This window comes from Ruegeria sp. BF6 (assembly GCF_056538665.1).
The window spans coordinates 46,894-66,097 of record NZ_JBQFTN010000015.1; the positions used below are offsets into that span (position 1 = coordinate 46,894).

Below are 19,204 nucleotides of genomic sequence, written 5' to 3' on the forward strand. Positions count from 1 at the left end.
AAAGCGGACAATTCAAATCCGCAGGTCCGACGGGAAGCCGTCATTCGCTGCACCCGTGATATTTGCAGCACGAATTGAATGAGCCGACATTCAACCAACTGGAGTGTAATCACTTGGTCTGCGGTTGGTTTTCCTGCCATTTAAGACTTAGCCAAGTTTAAATTAGGTTCATTCTAGACACGCCAGCTTATTAAACTTGCAGTGAATTGTATGTGCCTTTTCCAAGCCGCTTGCCATCATGCATTACACGCAGCGGTGATGATGATCTCGACTTTCAGATCCGGCCGAGCGAGCTTTGCCTCACCGCAAGCGCGAGCCGGGGCGAACCCGGCAGGAACCCAGCTATCCCAAACGTCGTTCATCTCGCCAAAATCGGCCATGTCGGACAGCCAGATGATCGCTTGCAACATCTGTTCCCGCGACGAACCCGCTTTGTCCAGAAGCGCGTCGACGCGAGACAGGCACTCGCGGGTCTGCTCGGCCACTGTGGAACCTTCACCAACCTGCCCGCAAAGAAATGCGACGCCGTTGTGTTTGACTATCTTGCTCATGCGTCGGCTGGTGTTGATACGTTCGATCATCGGGCTTCTTTCTTAGTTGGTTGCGCTGTTCACCGAACCGCCCATCGCTGCCAGTTCGCCAAGAGTCACGGGTTTCAACGGTGGTCTGATCCGATAGTATCCGGTTTCATCCATCGTAGCGCTGTTCGCTTCGGCCAGCAGGCTGCTTACGGTCAGTCCGCAATACCGCCCTTGGCATGGTCCCATTCCGGCACGGCTGAAGGCCTTGGCCTGGTTCGGACCCGAGCAGCCGATACCGGCATGGCGACGAATGTCTCCTGCAGTGATTTCCTCGCAACGGCAGATGATAGTCGTGTCGACGGGCTTTGTGGCTTCGATTGCGGGTGGAAATGCCGTGTCAAGGAAAGGTCGCACCGCCAGTTCCTGCGCGATACTGCGCCGAATTGGTTTGGCGGCGTTGTCCCTCTCGATCGTCGAAGTCGCCCCCAGATCGGCGGCCATTTTCAATGCGGCAAGGCGGCCTGCCAAGGCGGCTACCTTCGCGCCACCGATGCCGGCGCCATCGCCGGCGATATGGACCGTTTCGACATTTGTCCCGCCCCAGTTATCAAGGTTAGGCACAAAGCACTGCTTCCGTGCGTCCCAGTGATGCGCCACGTCAATGGAGCGGGCCGCCTGTGTGTTAGGCACGACGCCGTGATGCAAGAGCACTGTGTCGCAGGGAATATGTCGGGTCTTTCCGCCCGCGGTAAAGCGGATGCCTTCGGCGGTAGTTTCTCCATAAATAGAAATACTCGTCGCGGAAGTGTAGCGGCGTATCCCGGCGCGGCGGATTTCCGTGAGCATCGTCAACCCCTTGAGCAGATATCGCCAGCCGCGAAGGGCCCCGCCCAGATGCGGAAGCGCACGCAGAAAATCCGCCCGTGTCTGCGTTTCGACCAGTGCCAGAGGCGGTGTGCCCGCCCGTATCATCTGCGCGGCGATCAAGTAAAGCAGCGGTCCTGATCCGACCAAAACCGCTTTTTTTGACAGGACGCCGGATTGTTTCAACAGAATTTGCGCCGCCCCGGCCGTCATCACGCCAGGCAAGGTCCAGCCCGGTAGCGGCATCGGGCGTTCCAGGGCTCCTGTGGCGATGAGGATGCGTTTCGCTTCGATTGCGCCCCCTCGTCCGTCAGCTGTGTAGAGAACCCGAATTCCCTCTTCGATCGCCCAAACCGCCGCTCCTCCGATATGGGTGATGTTGCCGTGATCCAGCTCTGCCGTGAGGGACAATCCGTCAGTGTAGTCATTACCAAGCATTTCGCCCCTGACCGGTGCGACCCGATCCACATCGCGGTAGATCTGTCCGCCCGGACGGCGCTGTTCGTCCAGCAGAATAACATGCAAACCAGCCTTTGCGGCGGTTGCGGCCGCAGCCATCCCGGCAGGGCCGGCCCCGATGATGACAAGATCAGTTTTCTGCATCGATCACGTCCTTTCCATTGCGCGGCATCGACAAACGCAACCCTTCCGTGACTTCAAGCATGCAGGCTTGACGGGTCACACCGTCAACCTCGACGAGGCAGTCGAAACAGGCGCCCATCATGCAGAACGGCGCGCGTGGAGCGCCCGATACCGGCGTGTATCTGAACGTCCCCACACCGGCGGCCAGCATCGCGGCCGCGAGATTTGAACCTTCGGGCAGCTGCAGCTCTTCGCCCTCGAACCATACTGGAACCTGTGGGCGCCCAACCTCCAACTCAAGAAATGACGAAGCGGTCTTCACTGAACACCTCCAAATCCGGGGCCGCGCCATTGCCTTCCAGCCAGTCGGGCAAGAAACGGGCGTGGGCCGCTGCAAGGGTTATACCGCTGTGGCAAGTCACCAGAAAGGCGCCGGCCATTTCGGGGCTTTCCTGGTAGATTGGCAGGCCATCGGGCGACAGAATTCGCAAAGCCCCCCAAACACGCACAAGTTGCGCCGTGGCGAGCACCGGGTAGGCCGCGATCGCCTCGGAGGCGAGACCGGAGAGGCCTGGCTGGGTGACGCCATCATTCAGACCCACCTCTTCGTTGGTGGCACCTATCTGGACGCCACCTTCATCGACCTGCCGTGCGATCAGCGAGGGGCGGTTGATTATTTTTGGCAGCTTCTCGGTGATCATCACTTGACCGCGCTGTGGCCGGATTGGGGCTTTGAACCCCAGTTTGGGTCCAAGTTCCATCGCGCCCAAACCCGCGGAAAGGATCACCTTGTCGGCCTGCACGTGGCTTCCGTCCGCGCAGGTGATAGTGAAACCATCCGATTTTCTGACGTCTGTAACAGTTTTTTCGTTCAGCACCCGCCCACCAAGTCGCCGGACGTCGTCGGCGAGAGACCGCAGCAACTTCAATGGATTTACATGGCCATCTTGATGATGAAGGATCGCACCAACGACTTTCGGGCCGATCTCCGGTTCCTCTGTGAGAAGCGCCTTCCGATCCAGAACTTCATATGGGTAGTTGCCGTCCAGCTTCGCCTTCAGCTCCTCGTATTGCGAGATTGTTTTCGTCAGCGTTTCTTCCGAGAAATGCAGGTCGTAGCCGCCCGTCTGCTCAAGCGACATGTCATATCCGGTCGCGTCAGCAAGCTCATCGGCAAACCCAGACCATGCGGCGGCGGATTGCTGGCTCCATGTGGCATAACGGGGTTGCTTGGTGCCCTTAGACTGCACCCAGACAAGTCCAAAATTTCCCCGACTGGCGCGAAAGCTGTCGTCGCCTCCATCAAGGACCAGAACGCGCTTGCCGCGTTTCAAAAGGCCCCATGCAACAGACAGGCCGACAACACCACCGCCAATGATTGCAAAGTCGGATTCCATGATCTCAGTTTCTGAACCTAGATTTGAGTAGAGCCGGGGCGAAGAAAAGGTGTCGCCCCGGATTTTAACAGAAGAGAGGCTGCTTACTTGGAAACCTTGTCCAGGATCGCCTGACCCCATTCCACACCCACGTCTTCGAGCACGACCGGCCAGACTTCCGCCTGAACCTTGGCCGACATTGCGGCCAGTTCTGCGTCACTTAGCGAGACGATGGTGGCTCCCAGATCGGCCAGTTTCTGTTCGTTGGCCTTTTGGTCGGCTTCTGCCACGGTCCAACGGGTCGCTTCAAATTCTGCCGCAGCCGCTTTCAGCGCGTCCTGATCCTCGGCGTCCAGGCCGGCAAGGGATTCATTCGAGATGATCATGTACCAGACTTCGAAATGGGTATTGGCCGGGATGTATGTTTTGGTCACGTCGCGGAACGAGGCATAGTAGCCTTCGGCACCCGAGCCGATCACACCATCAACAACGCCGGTCTGCACCGCCGTGAAAGCTTCGGAAAACGGGATAGGCGCGGGGATGTAGCCCAATGCATCGCCGGTTAACTGGAAGCTCTTGATGCCGGGCACCCGCACCTTGATGCCGTTGTCGACAGACGGATCGCCCGGCGACACTGCGTCGGTGTTGAGCGCGATGCCACCAAAGTAAACCGGATAGGCGGCCAGCATCGTGATGTCCTGCTTGGCGTAAAGCCCATCCATGGTTTCACGCACCACGCCACCGGGGCCGTAGATCGCGCGGGCCTGTTCCCAGTTTCCGGCGAGGTAGGGGAACGAACTGATCTGCATCTTACGGTCTGCTGCGGCGGCGGCCGGCTGTGTCGCCATGTCAACCGCGCCGACCGAGATACGTTCCTGCACTGTTGTATAGTCGCCCAACGCCGAGGCGGCATAAATTTTCACTTTGACGTCACCGCCGGTTGCTTCGTCCACGGCGGCGGCAAAGGCGTTCAACTCGACGTCGATCGTCGTACCTTGCGGGCGCACATGGCTCATCTTCAGGTCAGCCGCCATCGCGGTGGTCGACAGCGCCATCAGCGCGCCGGTTGCAGCAGTTATCATCATGCGTTTCATTTGGTTTCCTCCGTTTTGGGTTTAGTTAGTTCAGGATCAGTAGCCAAAGAGTCTGGGCAGGAAGAGCGACAGGTCCGGCCAGAGCGATGTCAGGAACACCACGGGCACATAACCGGTCACGATCAGGATCATCGCGGGCGGGATCACCTTGGTGACCTTCACGTTGCCGATCCGAGCCCCGAGATAGAGGATCGAGGCATAGGGCGGTGTCACGCCCCCCATCGCGGTGTTGACCCCCATGATCGCGGCGAACTGCACCGGGCTGACACCAATGGCATTCATCAGAGGCAAGAGCAGCGGCGCTATCAGGATGATTGCGGTGACGTCGTTCACGACCATGCCGACCAGAAACAGCATAATGTTGATCAGGATAAGCAGCAGAACCTTGTTGTCAGTGATCTCAAATATCGAGGCGACCAGCGCCTGCGGGATACCTTCCATCACATACATCTGGCTTAGGATCATCGAAAACAGGATCATAAGCAGAATTGCACCGACGGCGGTTGCGGACTCCTTACCGGCCATCAGGAAGTTTTCCCACCTGAGCCCCTTGTAGATCAGAAAGCCGACGGGCAGTGCATAGATCACCGCTACTGCGGCAGCTTCTGTCGGGGTCATGATGCCGCCATAGATGCCGCCCAGGATGATTACCGGCATCAACAGTGCGGGGAAGGCGTGAACGCCGCGTTTGGCAACCTCGCTACTGAGTTCGCTGAACGTGGGCTTTTCATCCAGTATCAGGTTGAACTTGCGCGACATCCATAGGTTCACCATTGAAAAGTTGAACATGATGAACAGACCCGGCCCAAGCGTCGCGAGGAAACAGGCGAGGATCGACGTGTCAGTGACCCAGCCGTAGATGATCATGGTGACCGAGGGTGGGATCAACAAACCAAGGATCGAGGAATTGGCAATCAGTGCGGTCGCGTATTCGCGGGGATAGCCGCGCTTTTCCATTTCCGGGATCAACAGCGGTCCGATCGCCGCGATACCGGTCAGGCCGGACCCCGAGATCGCCCCGATCACTGCACAGCTGACCGCCGCCACGACACCCAGACCGCCACGCACGTGGCCGATAAAGGCACTGACGAAGCGCAGCAGAGAGGCGGCAATACCGCTTTCGCTCATGATGGATCCGGCCAGAACAAATAGCGGAATGGCCAGCAAAATCGGGTTTCCAAGTTGCTGGAACCCCCAGAGCATGTTGCCCTTCATGGTGGCGCCGCCGATGAAATACATCACCATCAGCGCACCCCCGAAGCAATAGGGCAACGGCACCCCGAGGGTCAGCAGGATCACCAGGACAGCAACGGCAAGCAGGGCGACTTCAACCAAGGTGAATCTCCTCGTCAGTATCATATCCAAGAATGTGGCGGACCAGATGAATCGCCGTGTAGATCATCATCAGCGCCAGACCGATGGTCAGAGCCACCTCAGCATAAAATGTGGGAATGTAGAGCGTCGGGCTCTCTTTCCATACACGCCACGAATAGCGGGTGAATTCCCAGGACCAACTTAGCAGCCAGAGTCCGACAATCAGGCTGATCACTTCGCCGATAATCGCCAGAATGACGTGCTGGCGTGGCGTCTTCAGGAAGATCTCAAGCACATTTGCGCGGATATGAGTGTTTTCCCGCGAGGCATTTACCGCCCCAAGGACGTAGAGCCACAGCGCCGGATATGCCATGGTTTCCTCAAGCCCCATCACCGGTACTTGCAGAACATAGCGGGTGATAACCTGAACAAACTGGCCCAAAGCCACGATGCAAATAATGCTGGTCAGCAGGTATTTTACGAAACGCTCCATTTCCCCCCTCGCGACGTGATTGTCCGTCGTCGAAATACCTACTTTCTCCACTTCCATAGAAGCAAATTGGAAATTACGTTATATCCATAGTTTGCCTCTATGGGGTGCAATGGGGATCCAGCCACATGAACCTGACAATCCGTCAACTCACGACATTTCGCGAAGTGTTACGCACTGGGTCCATATCCGAAGCCGGGCGCACGCTCGGGCGCACGCAACCATCGGTCAGCGCGATGATTGCGGGCCTGGAGAATGAGATCGGATTTCGACTGTTCGAACGAGAGCATGGCCGGCTGACACCGACGCCCGAAGCGCATTATTTTCTGAAAGAGGCCGAGGCCGTCCTGTCACGGCTTACACAGTCCACGAACACTTTACAGGAGATATCGAACCTGAAGCGTGGCCGTCTGCGCGTCGCTTGCCACCCAGCCGCATCAGGGTTCTTCATGCCAAGTGTTCTTGGTCAGTTTTTGCAAGACAAGCCCGCCATCAAGGCGTCGTTGATGATGCGCTCATCCAAAGTCATTGAGGAACTGATCGCCTCGCAGCAATACGACCTCGGATTTACCGAAACACCTGAACCGCGAAAATCAATTCATCAGCAGGACTTCGATCTGGAGTGTCTTTGTGCCATGCCCTCTTCGGATCCGCTGGCTGCAAGATCCCTAATTTCAACAGAAGATCTGGATGGCGCAAATCTGGCAACACTTTTCTCAGAGCATCCGACATTCCTTCAGACCTCTGCGGCCTTTAAGAATACTGGAAAGAGTTTTGAGCGTAGATTCGAACTGCGGACTTTCTTACCGGGGCTGCAGTTTGTAAAAGCGGGTCTGTGCTATTTGATTTGCGATTTAATCACAGCTTTTAGCTGCAACGACCCCCTACACGGTACCGATGGTATCGTATTTCGCCGCTTTAGCCCCAGAATCAGCAGCAGCGTTTCAATTCTCACCCCGGCACATCGCCCGACGTCTCTGATAACTCAAAGCTTTAGCCAGAAACTGGCTGAGGACATAAACGCTATGAGGGCAACCGTTTTGCCCTGAACTCGGTTCGTTACCAGAGCAAAGTCCGGTTCCACAACCGGGCTTTGGTGCAGCTGTACCGAAAGTCATCTTCGTTGCGCTTTCTGTGAGTTCGCCAACCCGTAAGCTATGCCGGTGCGGCGAATGTCTGGATAGCGGGCTGTAACCACAGCATCGCGACCATCGGCAAACGGCAGCTTTGGGCCGCCCACGAAGACGGCCCTCAAGGATTAGATTTCAATTGCTTCCGCGATGGCCAACGTGTCTTCGAGTTCAATGCCTAGATAGCTAACCGTGATAACTATCTTGGTGTGTCCAAGTAGCAGTTATACCGCTCTGAAGTCGCCCGGTTTCTTGTAAATCTACGTCACCCTCGTCCGACGCGTGGAATGGGTTTCGTAAACGCTCGCCTTCAATCCAATCGAGGTGACTCAATCGCGTACGATCGGTGCGTACCGGAGTATGGAGATGTGCGAGCGTTTATGAAGTCGCCCAGGCCGCAGGTATTCGGATCCGACCATCAGCTCGTCTTCTATCCAATTCTCGATGGTGGCGCGTGTTCCCTCAATAATCTCGACCCGCACGAGCGTCTGCGTCTTGTTTTGCAGCACCGAGGCCCGTTCCCTGATTTGATCCGACGCAATGACATCAACAACCTTAATCGTCACCAGATCACAGCCCCAAAGCCTGCCGTCGATGGCCATGTTGAACTATGCGAGGTCGCGGTGGTTTTCAGCCAGTTCAAGGCAAACCCGGATAGCCTGGACGTGCATTGGCATCAGAGGGCGTTTCTTTACGGCGACCCAACCTTTGTTCCAAGCAGGCCGCAGCGCACGAATGGCAGGTAAGTTTGGTGTTTCCATGACTGATCCTCCGATCCACCACGCCCTCCCAAAACAACAACCCGTTGTTAACGCACCACGATATCGCGGAAACGCTGCGCGGCTCCGAGCCCAAAGCCGCCGTCACCCAAGCTTAGGCCTTGTGCGTGTGCGGCACGTCGCTTTCCGGACGTTCAAAACCGGATAACTATTGACGGGTGAGCGGATTTAGCAGCCAATAGCGTTAACCGACGCAGTGCCCGCAGCCAGAACATTAGGGGCATTCAGGCTCGCGACCCAGGGCTGCGTATGTCTCTCTCTTCAAGAGCAGTACTTGCACGCCTAAAAATAGGAATGCGGACGTAACGATCTGAATTATAAGAAAAATCAAGTAGTGTCCGCGACCACTTGTGCAAGCTTCGCGAGATTGTTGTGACGTTAATATCTGCGCTAATGCTCCACAGATCGTTGACCTAGGCTCACCCTCCCAGTTCACGGTCAGTCATGAGGCAAGTGCTGGGCAGTGCGCGAGTTGCGGCCAGACACCATCAACCGAACAGTTTGAGCTTGCGCGATTGGCGCACTGATCCATCGGTTGCGAGCGTTTTGAACATTCAGCACGGCATGCAGGTAAACCGGAGGGTCCGTCAGGCATCTGCACTTATCAATTCGCTTGCCTTTTCGCCTATCATAATTGCTGGAGCATTAGTATTGCCACTGACGATTTCCGGCATAATGGAGCAATCAGCTACCCGTAGGTTCATTATTCCATGTACATTTAGTTTAGCGTCGACAACAGACATGTCGTTGCTTCCCATCGCACAAGTGCCGGTGGGGTGATAGATTGATGTGGTGTTGGACCTGGCCCAATCAAGTGTGCCTTCATAATCATCGTGACTCAGGTCTGCCGTCGGTCGAAACTCTTCCGATATCTTCGAGGCCAGTGGATTCTGTTTGGCAATCCTGCGCGCGATATTCACACCGTCGACGATGGTTCGGCAATCTGTTTCAGTGGATAGGTAGTTCGGGATGATCTTGACATGATTGGACGGGTCCGGGCCGTTCAATCGCAATTCCCCCCTGCTTTCCGGGCGCAATTGACAGACCGACATTGTGAAGGCCGAGAACGGATGTACACCCTCGCCCGGGCTGTCAGCAGACCAGGGTTGGACGTGAAACTGTATGTCGGGTGTCTCTACATCCGGGCGTGTTTTCATAAAGCCGGTGGCAAGGCTGGCCGCCATGGTCATTGGCCCGGCACGGAACAGAGCGTATTTCAGAGCAATCCGCGCCTGATTGAAGAGGCTGCGGACTTCATCATTCAGCGTTGGTTCATTGCACTTGAATACCAATCGCGCCTGCAAATGATCCTGCAAGCCCTTACCGACGCCAGGCAGGGTGTGGACCGGTTCGATCCCGTTTTTCTTCAGGTGGTCAGGGTCGCCGATTCCTGACAGCATTAAAATCTGAGGAGAGTTGATCGCGCCGCCAGACAGGATAATCTCGCGCCGAACTTTCAGGGTTTGCTCGACCCCCGACCTATCCCGGTAAACCAGTCCGGTTGCCTTTTTCCCGTCCAAAACCACGCGTGTCACCAATGCCTTGGTGATGATGTTAAGATTCTGACGACTTCGAATGGGTTTAAGATAGGCCACTGCAGCACTACAGCGACGACCGTTGCGGGTGGTCAATTGGAAATAGCCTACACCTTCTTGTTCAGCGCCATTGTAGTCGGGATTGAACGGGTAGCCTGCGACCTGTGCCGCAGCGACCCAGGCGTCGCAGATAGGACGCTGAATGCGCATGTTCGACACAGACAAAGGCCCACCAACGCCGTGAAACTCATCTTCACCGCGTTCTTGATCCTCGCTGCGTTTAAACAGGGGCAGGACATCGTCCCACCCCCAACCTTCATTGCCCATTTGCCGCCAGCGGTCATAGTCCTCTTTTTGCCCACGAACATAGAGCAGTCCGTTCAGCGAGGACGAGCCGCCCAGAACCTTGCCGCGTGGCCAGTCGATGGACCGACCGTTCAACCCCGGATCAGGTTCGGTGCGATAGCACCAGTCAACCGAAGGGTTATGCATGGTTTTGAAATAGCCAACGGGGATGTGAATCCACGGGTTTGTATCGCGACCACCTGCCTCGAGCAATGCAACAGTTGTGTTGGGGTCGGCACTCAGCCGATTGGCAATGACACAGCCCGAAGACCCCGCGCCAACAACTGCATAATCCACTTCCATGACCGCCTCCTCACAACGTCGTTGAAAAAAACTCTATGCAAGATGCAAGAATTATACTAGCATTTTTTGATACAAAATGTCTCATTATTTGCGATCAGGGAGGTAAGCAATGGAGATTGGTCGGAAACTAAGTGGTATTTCGCGGCGGGATTTTTTCCGCGTGGCCGGGCGTTATGGAATGAGTTCGACACTGCTGGCGGCAGGCGGGTTTGGCGGCGCGATGAGCTTGGCGAATCTGGCGCAAGCAGCCGAATCAACCTATGAAAAGCGCTTTTCGAAAGAGCCAAAGCACACGCTGAAATTTGGCGCATCTGGCTTCAATACACGCAATCTGCTGATCGAGCGCGCGGGCGCAATCGAGTTTGCGCGGGATCTGGAAGAACGCACAGATGGTGAGATTCGGATTGAATTCATCGGCGACAACCAGATTTGCGGCCAGCTGAGCTGTGTTGAGAAGACCCAGCAGGGGATCGTCGATATTTATGCCGCCTCAACCCAGAACTCGGCTGGTGGTGCGCCCTATCTGAACGTGCTGGACTATGCCTACATGTTCCCCAGCCGCGCAGCGCAGTATCATTTCTTCTACAGTCCGGCGAGCCAGCGAATCCTGCGTGAACCGCTTGAAAAGCGGCACGGTCTGAAATTCCTGTTCACCCATTGTGAACTGCGCGGACTGCAAATGGGCTCGACCTTTTCAGACAAACCGACAGTCACAAAGCTGGAGGAGCTGTTCGGCACCAAAAACCGGGTAACGGGCACACAGTTGGGCCGGATTGCCATGCAGCTTCTGAATCTGAACCCGGTTCCGGTGGCGTGGGAGGAAACGTTGGACGCGCTGAAGACCGGTCTGATCGACGGCGCCGAGACATGGGCTTCTGCCGTGGCTTACGCCAACATGTCGCCCGTTGTGTCGCAGTCGGTGAACCTGAAATTCTTCTGCGGTACCGAGCACACCTCAATGTCCGCCAAGGTTTTCGACGGGCTGGGCGGTGAGTTGCAGGATGCAGTCATGGAGTCCTCGTACTTCACACAGGCGCTGATTCAAGGTGCGAATGAGGCTGCGCTGCTGAACACCGTAGGCTTCTCGGACCCGCAACTGCCCAACACAATCTTTGCCGAAAACGGTGTGCGCCCGGCCTTCCTGGCGGACGACCAGATCAAGCTGGCCGAAGAGATGTGTGCTCCGAATTACAACCCCGAGCCGTGGGCGCAGTGGCGTGAGCGCCTGAACAAGTGGTCAGGCGGTATCGATACATATCAGGAAATCTACGACATCGCGCGTGAAATTCCGGCTGACACACTGCCGGAAAATGTCGAGCCGCGCCGTTGGTGGAGAGGCGAAGCCTGATAAACTCAACCGAACCGGCCCCAAGCGGGCCGGTTCAACCAAATACCGACTGGGAGGATGGGATACATGTCTTTTTGGGCAGATATAGGTGCGATATTCAGCGCCTTTCTCAGCCAGGATTCGTTCGAGATTCAATCCGCGCTGGAATCCAATGCCACATGGGTGTTGGGGGCAGTGGTCTCGGCCCTTGGTGGGTTTGTGATCATGCTGATCTATCGGGCGGTGCCCTTTATCGAACGCCACCTGGAGCGGTCGGTTATGGTGTATTCCTATCTTGCCATTGCCCTGATCATTTTTTGGGGCGTGATTGACCGGTTCGTGTTCAACGATCAGGAGCCGTGGTCGACCACCATCCCGCCGCTGCTGTTCATGGTAATGGCGTGGTTTGGCGCATCCTACAACGTTCGTCTGCGCACCCATTTGAGCTTTAGCGAGTTTCGCACGGCCATGCCGCGCGGCGGCCAATTAGCCTGCCTGATCCTCGACGCGGTGCTGTGGTTCATCTTTGCGGTGATCGTCATTGTGACCACAACCCGGTTGGTGGCGTTGTCGGCGTCGAACTTTCAGATTGTTCTGGGTACCGACAATATCATGCAGTGGTGGTTCCTTTTGGCAGCGCCACTGTCGTTCTTTCTGATGGTCGGGCGCGTTTTTCAGAACCTCGCTGACGATCTGCATAACTGGAAAACAGGTGAGCCGCTGATCCAGCAGGCCGTGATCGGAGCAGACTGATGACTGATGGAACCATGGTTACACTGATCTCGCTAGGGGTCACCTTTCTATTCATGCTGGGCGTACCGGTGTTGCTGGTTATCGGCTATTGGGTCATCGGCTGTTCCTTCGTCCTGGGTCTGACGCTGGACAATATGGGCGCCGAGCTGTTGAACGTGTTCAACAAGGGCTTTGCTCTGTTGGCGATGCCGCTTTTCATCCTGACCGGAGACCTGATTAACAAGTCCGGCATCGCCCGAAGACTCAGCGATTTTGCCTACGCCTGTCTTGGTTGGATACGCGGCGGATTGGCGATGGCATCTTTGGGGGCCTGCGGATTGTTTGCTGCGATTTCAGGATCGAACTCGGCCACCACGGCGACCATCGGCTCGATGCTGCACCCTGAAATGGTCAAAGGCGGCTACGATGAACGCTTCAGCGCCGCGACCGCGGCAGCAGGCGGCACGGTGGGGATCATCATTCCTCCTTCGATTATCTTCATCGTCTACGGGTTCCTGATGAACCTGCCGATTTCCGAGCTGTTTGTGGCGGGCATTCTGCCAGGCGCGCTGATGGTTTTCGGAATGCAGTTTGCATGTTGGATCATCTGCCGAATGAACGGTTGGGGTCACCTGATCCCGCTGCAACTGAACCGCGTGCTGAAAACCGCATTCGGAGCATGGCTGGGCTTCTTCGCTATCGGGTTGGTTCTGTGGGGCATCTATACTGGCAAGTTTTCTCCTACTGAGGCAGCGGGTGTGACCGTTGGCTTCTGCGTGATCGCCGGTCTGGTCAGCTATCCGATCAACCGCATCATGGGTGCGCGAAACGACATATCACCAACCGAGAAGAGTTATGCCGAGATGTTCGTGGTTGAAGGGTTCACGATCCCCGAAATCCCCTCAATCGTTATCCGTTCGGCCCAGATCACAGGCATCCTCGCTCCGCTGATAGCTATCTCGGTGGTGATGCAGCAGATTCTGTCGCTACTCGGCGCGCAGCAAACCATTGGGGATTTCGTGACCTCGATGGGCGGATATCACGCGGTGCTGTTTACCTCGATGGTGATCGTCTTCTTCTCGGGCATGGTGCTGGAGAGTCTGCCGGTGACGATCATCCTGGCACCGATCCTAGCACCAATTGCGGCTTCAGTTGGGATTGATCCAATCCATTTCTCGGTGATCTTCCTTGTGGGCGCATCCATCGGCTTTATCACTCCGCCTTACGGGCTTAACCTCTACGTGGCTTCAGGTGTGACCGGCGTACCTTATTTCCGGCTGTTGCGGTACACAGTCCCATATCTGGTAGCTTTGCTGTCGGTGTGGATTTTGGTGTCGCTTGTGCCCGATCTGGCCTTGATCCTGCTGCCAAATAACTAGACTGTTGCGGGATGGCCGAGACGGAAACACAAGACAAAGAAACTCAGATACCGACCAACCTGCGCCTTCTTCTGATCCTCGAGGAAGTGGCGCGGCGCGGGGTCGCCGTCAAGCCAGCGGACCTGATTGAGACAATGGGTTTAGCCAAGCCGACCGTCCATCGCTTGCTGCAAACCGCTGAGGCTGAAGGCTTCCTGCAGCGCGATCTGGATGGTCGGTCGTACGGTCCGGGACACCGGCTGCGGCGGCTTTCGGTCAATATAATGTCGTCCGAGCACCTACGTACGGCGCGTCTGGCAATCTTGCGCAGTGTGGCAGAAGAAGTTGGCGAGACATGCAACCTCGCCATTCCTGACCGAGAGGGGATGATCTATCTCGACCGGGTGGAGACCAAATGGCCTCTGCGAATTCAACTCCCGGTCGGGACTCAGGTGCCCTTCCACTGCACCGCCAGCGGCAAGATGTACCTGTCCACGCTACGGCAAAAAAAGCTGGATGGGTTTCTTTCAGCAGGGCATCTGCAGCCACAAACCGAACGCTCACTGACTGATCCCAAGCTGTTGCGAGCCGAGATCCAACGTATCTCTCAGAATAGTTATTCCACAGATGACGAGGAATTCATGACCGGAATGACTGCCCTGGCTGTACCCGTTCAGGACGGGCAAGGTCGACTGGTGGGCACGCTTTCGGTTCACGCGCCTACACAACGTCATGACGTCAAAAGTCTGATGTCGTTTCTGGGCATACTGCAAAAAGGGGCGAATGGGCTTTCAGCTCTTTTGACCGAGTGACTAGGTTTCAGACTCCTTGATTTGACAATGGCTGCGGGCGCGATGGCCGAGAGGACGACTTTCGGGCATAGATCACAGCGAGTGGCAACACGACGCCCGCCCTTCAGGCGTCCGAACAAAATCCCGATCTTGTTGCGGCGTTCGTAGCGGCGCTTGTCGTACCGGACAGGCTTGTCGCGTGATTTTCGGCCTGAAGTGCAGGGCTTTTTTCCCTTGTCTATAAGGGCTTCACGGAACCTGCCCGCATTTTAACCACGATCACCCAATGACCATTCAGCCGATGGCAAGTCGTTCACCAAAGCCCTGGCCCCAGCACAATCGCCAACTTGGCCGGTGGAGATGAAGAACCGAATTGGGCGGCCAACGCTGTCGGTAATGGCGTGAAGCTTTGTGTTCATTCCACCCTTGATCCTACCGATCAGACTGCCACGCACCACCTTTTTCACCCGCAGGCTTGAGGCAGTGCGGTGCACTTTGAGGTATGTTGCGTCGATCATGATCGTCTTGTGATCCGTATCTTCAGCAGCCAATCCTTCCATGATCCGAGCGAACACACCCATGTTGCTCCACCGCTTCCATCGGTTGTACAGCGTCTTTGGCGGTCCATATTCGCGAGGTGCTTCGGACACCGCAACCCATTGCGGTTTATAAAGATAATCCCGCTCAGAGCACGCCGGTCGTTAACCCTTGGCTTGCCATGGCTCTTCGGAAAGCAAGGCTGAAGACGCCCCATTTGTTCGTCAGTCAGACAGAATAGATTGCTCAGTGCACACCCCTGAAATCCAAGGGCGTGATCCACGCAGTCGAGATCACGGCAACCAATTTAATGGGTCCAGAACCTAAACGTGATAGCGTTGCCGTCACTTTAGTCATTCGCACCAAAAATGATCCCTGCCAGGTAGTTTGACACATAATGATCATTTGCAATCGGCAGCGGCCGTTCATGCAGGACAACTAAGCGATACAGGCGCGGGACAAAGCTGCCATCTGGGAGGTTCGTTCAGATGGCTGCTTTGATTCTAATTCACGAAATGCAGTCGGTTGAACTCACCACGCCAGGCAGAGACCTCCGACAAAACAGGCTCACCGCTCAGGCCTCGCTTGATCAGGTCGGCCAAACGCTCTGCGTCACCAGAAGTCATGCCCCAGCGGACCAATTCGGGTGTGCCAATCCGGAGGCCATTCATGTCACCCTCGACCGGTTCGACGGGCAATCCAATGCCACAGGAGAGGAACCCGTTTTTGCGCAACTGTTTAGAAGCCGATTGGCCGCCGCCGAAGGGCTGTGCCAGAACCGCGAATTGGTGGGACTTGGTGAAGCCATCCCTGCCAGAGAAGACTGGAACACCTTTCATATGCAAAGCTTCGGCCAGAGCTTTTGACATGGCGATCATCTCGTTCGCGTAGGCCGGGCCAAAATCTTTCCAATCCAGCATAGTGACCGCGAGCGCGGCTGTCTTTGCCGCATCGAAATTGGCTGTCATGCCGGGGAAGGCGATGGCGTCCAGCGCCTTGGCGATGTCGGCATCGTTCGAAACGATCAGACCCCCTGCCGGACCGCCGAGACTCTTGTAGGTGCTCATGGTCATGAAATGCGCACCCTCTTTCAATGGGTTGGACCATGCGCGCCCAGCAATGATGCCGCATTGGTGGGCAGCGTCAAACATGACCTTTGCTCCGACTTCATCCGCAATGGAGCGCACCTCGGCTACGGGGTGTTCAAAAAGATTCAGACTGCCGCCAACTGTGATCAGCTTGGGCCTATTGGTCATTGCCAGGTTGCGTAACTGATCCAGATCGACGGTGTAACCGTCAGCATTTATGGGGGCCTCGATGGTACGCAGGCCGAAAAGTCCCGCGCAACCAGCCAAATGATGGGTCACGTGCCCGCCAATCGATGCAGGCGGAGCAATTATTGTGTCGCCTGGTTTGCAAGTCGCCATGAATCCGTAGAGGTTGGCAATGGCGCCTGAAGGCACCCGAACCTCGGCAAATTGGGCGTCAAAAACGTCGGCACAAAGTTTTGCGGCGATGATTTCAATCTCTTCAATTGCCTCCAGCCCCATTTCATATTTGTCCCCGGGGTAACCCAGTGAGGGTCGAGACCCGATACCTGAGGACAGAAGCGCCTCGGCCTTTGGGTTCATCACATTAGTTGCCGGGTTGAGGTTAAAGCACTCCTTTTCGTGAATGCGACGGTTTTCCTCTGCCAGACGCTCAATCCGGGCCAAAAGATCGCACGACGGTATCGAAGCGGCCTTTGTCGCGATGTCCTGAACCAAGGCTTCGCTTACAGCGGGCACCCAATCTCTTCGTGCAAGTGTCATCTGTCGATCTCCTGTTTTTCCCAATGTGACCGCAGCCGCGTGACATCGCAAAGCAGAATTGCTATTTCTTGGCGTAGAAAAACTAAGGCTAAAGAAATGAGCGTTGCTCCCAAACGCCCAAAGGGACCACCCCTAAACGCCATGCGCGCCTTTGAGGCAGCTGCACGCCACATCAGCTTTGCTGCAGCAGCCGAAGAGCTGAGCGTCTCACCGGGCGCAATTTCTCAACACATCAAAGCGCTGGAAGGATGGGCAGGTGCACCGCTCTTTCGTCGCAATGCCCAAGGGGTTGAACTTACACCTGAGGGGCATTCTCTTGTTGCGGATTTCACCTCGGCATTTGACCAATTGGCCGATGCCGCCCGAGCGCTGCGTAATCTCAAGCGCAAAGCCGATTTTCATATCGCCGCCCTACCCAGTGTAGCCCAACTCTGGTTACCCGAAAAACTGCGGCGGATCAGAGCGCAGCTTCCAGACGTCGTTTTTTCCGTCACAGCGATGGAAACCCCGCCAAGCCTGGAGCGTGAGCTGTTCGATCTGTCGATCTTTTTTGCCCCGCCGGACGGTTCGCCAAACCAAATTGTGGTCAGCCAGGATGTGATCGCTCCGGTTTGTGCGCCCATTCTTCTGGATCGTGCGCAGAGCGAAAAGGGTTTTGAAGACGTTCCATTGCTGCACGATCAGGTTTGGAAAGACGATTGGGCGGTTTGGTCACGAAACACTGGATGTCATCTGAACGATGATCAAAGTGGTCCTCAGTTTTCGCTCTACAGTCTAGCCGTCGAAGAGGCCAAAGCCGGCGCAGGCGTATTGATCGGGCATCTATGCTTGATCAAAGAGGCTCTGGCATCGGGAACGCTAACGCTTGCGCATACGAAATCCTGCCAAACAGATAGTTGTCTCGTGATCCAAGTGCCACGGCAATCGCGTCGAAGACCCGAAACAGATCAGGTCGTCGCTTTGCTATCTGATTGAATGAGCACCCTAAAGCTGACATTCGATCAGTATGCAACATCGCCGTTGCTATTAAGCCTGAGGATCGGACATTTCCGCTCCAGCTTTGCGAAAGAGCTTGAGGCTTTAGCCGACGCCCGACGAAACAGTTTGTCGATAAGTTGCTGCTTGTTACCGAAAATCTATTGGACCGGAGGGCCGCCGTAGAAGTGGCTCGCCAACAGATGCTTGCGCGTCCTCAACTCATGGAGAGCGGTCGCATGACTTGTTACTTCAATCCAAAATTGTCTGTCCTATGTACAGGTGAGGAATTACTCCATTTCTTAAAAAACGCGGCCGAGCTATATGACAAAGGCTCAACCGTAGGAACAAATATGAAAGTTTCCGTTCTCGGAACCGGTCGGTCCCTGCCGACAAATTCACTGCTGACTAGCGCGATAGAATTCGATTTGGGATTAATAGATCGCATCTCTTCTACCGGTGTAAAACGGCGATTTGTTTGTGACGACGAGACACAGATTGATCTGGCAAAGGCTGCTGGTCTCGCGTCGCTTGAAAATGCCGGTCTTTCTGCTGGCGACGTCGATTTGGTTATCTCAGGGTCCTCCGTGCCCTTTCAACCTATCCCTTCGACCGCGCCGTTGATCATGCGAGCATTGGGGATACCCGATGGAACCGCTGCAGCGTTTGATATCAACAGCACCTGTCTCAGCTTTGTTAGCGCGCTTGAGACTGCGGCGCGGATGATCGATGGCGGCGCCGCAAAGCGGGCGTTGGTGATATCGTCGGAAGTCGCCTCACGTGCGTTGCCGTGGAATGATCAGCCCGAAGTCGCAGCCCTTTTCGGGGACGGCGCTGCGGCGGTGGTATTGGGGCCATCTGGCGACGACAAACCCGGTGAAATCAAGGCAATCCGGCTCCGCAGCTTTCCCTCGGCATACGAGGCCTGCAGCATCGGCGCAGGTGGCACCCGGTTCGACTTTGAAACCGACCGCGACGCGTTTGTTGCCAACGCCAAGTTCGGGATGGACGGCAAGGCATTGTTCCGGCTGACATCGCAGTATTTCAACACCTTTGTGGATGACCTGCTAGGTCAGGCAGGCTGGACGCGGTCCGACGTAGATCTTGTGATCCCCCATCAGGCCAGCCCAGCGGGGCTTGAGCATATGATCCGACAGACTGGATTCGACCGGGATCAGGTCGTGTGTATTGTCGAAGACTATGGAAACCAAATTGCGGCCTCCATTCCCTTTGCTCTCGATATCGCCAGGGAAAAGGGCCGATTGGCCGAAGGCTGCAGGGTTCTTATGCTTGGAACTTCCGCTGGCGTCAGCATCGGCGGTGCCGCCTTGGTGACCTGA

Annotated in this window: 16 protein-coding genes and 2 pseudogenes; 7 read left to right on the forward strand and 11 right to left on the reverse strand. The window is 56.0% G+C overall.

The features are described from left to right. Positions 1-236 precede the first annotated feature (236 nt). The 7 genes from ACR0IM_RS20680 to ACR0IM_RS20710 form a co-directional block, all read right to left on the reverse strand. The gene (locus ACR0IM_RS20680; protein WP_480595254.1) at positions 237-581 is read right to left on the reverse strand and encodes a RidA family protein; all 345 of its coding nucleotides are present in this window, start codon (positions 579-581) and stop codon (positions 237-239) included. 12 nt (positions 582-593) lie between these two features. Beyond that, a complete protein-coding gene (locus ACR0IM_RS20685; protein ID WP_480683088.1) occupies positions 594-1,988 on the reverse strand; it encodes an FAD/NAD(P)-dependent oxidoreductase in 1,395 nt (464 codons plus the stop codon). Continuing rightward, on the reverse strand, positions 1,975-2,289 hold the full coding sequence (locus ACR0IM_RS20690) for a (2Fe-2S)-binding protein (RefSeq protein WP_480595258.1): 315 nt from the start codon (positions 2,287-2,289) through the stop codon (positions 1,975-1,977). The genes ACR0IM_RS20685 and ACR0IM_RS20690 overlap by 14 nt, the downstream gene beginning before the upstream one ends. Further along, positions 2,264-3,364 (reverse strand): NAD(P)/FAD-dependent oxidoreductase, encoded by a 1,101-nt coding sequence (locus ACR0IM_RS20695; RefSeq protein WP_480683090.1) that lies wholly within the window; start codon positions 3,362-3,364, stop codon positions 2,264-2,266. Before ACR0IM_RS20695 ends, ACR0IM_RS20690 begins: the two co-directional genes overlap by 26 nt. 83 nt (positions 3,365-3,447) lie before the next feature. Further along, positions 3,448-4,437 (reverse strand): TRAP transporter substrate-binding protein DctP, encoded by a 990-nt coding sequence (gene dctP / locus ACR0IM_RS20700; RefSeq protein WP_480683091.1) that lies wholly within the window; start codon positions 4,435-4,437, stop codon positions 3,448-3,450. Positions 4,438-4,473: 36 nt separating this feature from the next. Further along, the gene (locus ACR0IM_RS20705) at positions 4,474-5,772 is read right to left on the reverse strand and encodes a TRAP transporter large permease (RefSeq protein ID WP_480534002.1); all 1,299 of its coding nucleotides are present in this window, start codon (positions 5,770-5,772) and stop codon (positions 4,474-4,476) included. After that, the gene (locus ACR0IM_RS20710) at positions 5,765-6,244 is read right to left on the reverse strand and encodes a TRAP transporter small permease (protein WP_480534004.1); all 480 of its coding nucleotides are present in this window, start codon (positions 6,242-6,244) and stop codon (positions 5,765-5,767) included. The genes ACR0IM_RS20705 and ACR0IM_RS20710 overlap by 8 nt, the downstream gene beginning before the upstream one ends. A 125-nt stretch (positions 6,245-6,369) precedes the next feature. Here ACR0IM_RS20710 and ACR0IM_RS20715 point away from each other — a divergent pair, with 125 nt between their 5' ends. Continuing rightward, the gene (locus tag ACR0IM_RS20715) at positions 6,370-7,290 is read left to right on the forward strand and encodes a LysR substrate-binding domain-containing protein (protein ID WP_480683092.1); all 921 of its coding nucleotides are present in this window, start codon (positions 6,370-6,372) and stop codon (positions 7,288-7,290) included. A 209-nt stretch (positions 7,291-7,499) separates the two neighbouring features. On the opposite strand, the pseudogene ACR0IM_RS20720 reads toward ACR0IM_RS20715, so the two are convergent. Together ACR0IM_RS20720 and ACR0IM_RS20725 are read right to left on the reverse strand one after the other, a co-directional pair. Then, positions 7,500-7,973, reverse strand: a pseudogene (locus ACR0IM_RS20720) (tyrosine-type recombinase/integrase). 764 nt (positions 7,974-8,737) lie between these two features. Continuing rightward, positions 8,738-10,333, reverse strand: a complete 1,596-nt coding sequence (locus tag ACR0IM_RS20725) for a GMC family oxidoreductase (protein ID WP_480595267.1) — start codon at positions 10,331-10,333, stop codon at positions 8,738-8,740. 109 nt (positions 10,334-10,442) lie between these two features. Here ACR0IM_RS20725 and ACR0IM_RS20730 point away from each other — a divergent pair, with 109 nt between their 5' ends. From ACR0IM_RS20730 to ACR0IM_RS20745, 4 genes are all read left to right on the forward strand, one after another. Next, positions 10,443-11,681, forward strand: a complete 1,239-nt coding sequence (locus tag ACR0IM_RS20730) for a TRAP transporter substrate-binding protein (RefSeq protein ID WP_480595269.1) — start codon at positions 10,443-10,445, stop codon at positions 11,679-11,681. Positions 11,682-11,747: 66 nt separating this feature from the next. Next, a complete protein-coding gene (locus ACR0IM_RS20735) occupies positions 11,748-12,413 on the forward strand; it encodes a TRAP transporter small permease (protein WP_480595270.1) in 666 nt (221 codons plus the stop codon). Further along, complete coding sequence (locus ACR0IM_RS20740; protein WP_480595272.1) at positions 12,413-13,771, forward strand: TRAP transporter large permease; 1,359 nt, start codon at positions 12,413-12,415, stop codon at positions 13,769-13,771. The genes ACR0IM_RS20735 and ACR0IM_RS20740 overlap by 1 nt, the downstream gene beginning before the upstream one ends. A gap of 11 nt (positions 13,772-13,782) precedes the next feature. Next, positions 13,783-14,562 carry an IclR family transcriptional regulator gene (locus ACR0IM_RS20745; RefSeq protein WP_480683093.1) on the forward strand — a complete coding sequence of 260 codons (780 nt, stop codon included), beginning with the start codon at positions 13,783-13,785 and terminating at the stop codon, positions 14,560-14,562. 23 nt (positions 14,563-14,585) lie between these two features. On the opposite strand, the pseudogene ACR0IM_RS20750 reads toward ACR0IM_RS20745, so the two are convergent. Continuing rightward, a pseudogene (locus ACR0IM_RS20750) lies at positions 14,586-15,328 on the reverse strand (IS5 family transposase); the annotation flags it as partial. Positions 15,329-15,581: 253 nt separating this feature from the next. Continuing rightward, the gene (locus ACR0IM_RS20755; protein ID WP_480683094.1) at positions 15,582-16,889 is read right to left on the reverse strand and encodes an aminotransferase class I/II-fold pyridoxal phosphate-dependent enzyme; all 1,308 of its coding nucleotides are present in this window, start codon (positions 16,887-16,889) and stop codon (positions 15,582-15,584) included. A 96-nt stretch (positions 16,890-16,985) separates the two neighbouring features. Between ACR0IM_RS20755 and ACR0IM_RS20760 the strand changes: the two genes are divergently transcribed. Beyond that, entirely contained in the window at positions 16,986-17,864 is an 879-nt protein-coding gene (locus ACR0IM_RS20760) for a LysR family transcriptional regulator (protein WP_480683095.1), read from the forward strand. Positions 17,865-18,217: 353 nt separating this feature from the next. Next, positions 18,218-19,204 carry a 3-oxoacyl-ACP synthase III family protein gene (locus ACR0IM_RS20765; protein WP_480683096.1) on the forward strand — a complete coding sequence of 329 codons (987 nt, stop codon included), beginning with the start codon at positions 18,218-18,220 and terminating at the stop codon, positions 19,202-19,204.

Bases quoted from the DNA above. Each gene is read 5' to 3' on its own strand.
- ACR0IM_RS20760 (WP_480683095.1), top strand. From the start codon at position 16,986: ATGAGCGTTGCTCCCAAACGCCCAAAGGGACCACCCCTAAACGCCATG.
- dctP (WP_480683091.1), bottom strand. From the start codon at position 4,437: ATGAAACGCATGATGATAACTGCTGCAACCGGCGCGCTGATGGCGCTG.
- ACR0IM_RS20740 (WP_480595272.1), top strand. From the start codon at position 12,413: ATGACTGATGGAACCATGGTTACACTGATCTCGCTAGGGGTCACCTTT.
- ACR0IM_RS20685 (WP_480683088.1), bottom strand. From the start codon at position 1,988: ATGCAGAAAACTGATCTTGTCATCATCGGGGCCGGCCCTGCCGGGATG.
- ACR0IM_RS20695 (WP_480683090.1), bottom strand. From the start codon at position 3,364: ATGGAATCCGACTTTGCAATCATTGGCGGTGGTGTTGTCGGCCTGTCT.
- ACR0IM_RS20730 (WP_480595269.1), top strand. From the start codon at position 10,443: ATGGAGATTGGTCGGAAACTAAGTGGTATTTCGCGGCGGGATTTTTTC.
- ACR0IM_RS20725 (WP_480595267.1), bottom strand. From the start codon at position 10,333: ATGGAAGTGGATTATGCAGTTGTTGGCGCGGGGTCTTCGGGCTGTGTC.
- ACR0IM_RS20715 (WP_480683092.1), top strand. From the start codon at position 6,370: ATGAACCTGACAATCCGTCAACTCACGACATTTCGCGAAGTGTTACGC.
- ACR0IM_RS20765 (WP_480683096.1), top strand. From the start codon at position 18,218: ATGAAAGTTTCCGTTCTCGGAACCGGTCGGTCCCTGCCGACAAATTCA.
- ACR0IM_RS20745 (WP_480683093.1), top strand. From the start codon at position 13,783: ATGGCCGAGACGGAAACACAAGACAAAGAAACTCAGATACCGACCAAC.
- ACR0IM_RS20755 (WP_480683094.1), bottom strand. From the start codon at position 16,889: ATGACACTTGCACGAAGAGATTGGGTGCCCGCTGTAAGCGAAGCCTTG.
- ACR0IM_RS20710 (WP_480534004.1), bottom strand. From the start codon at position 6,244: ATGGAGCGTTTCGTAAAATACCTGCTGACCAGCATTATTTGCATCGTG.
- ACR0IM_RS20680 (WP_480595254.1), bottom strand. From the start codon at position 581: ATGATCGAACGTATCAACACCAGCCGACGCATGAGCAAGATAGTCAAA.
- ACR0IM_RS20735 (WP_480595270.1), top strand. From the start codon at position 11,748: ATGTCTTTTTGGGCAGATATAGGTGCGATATTCAGCGCCTTTCTCAGC.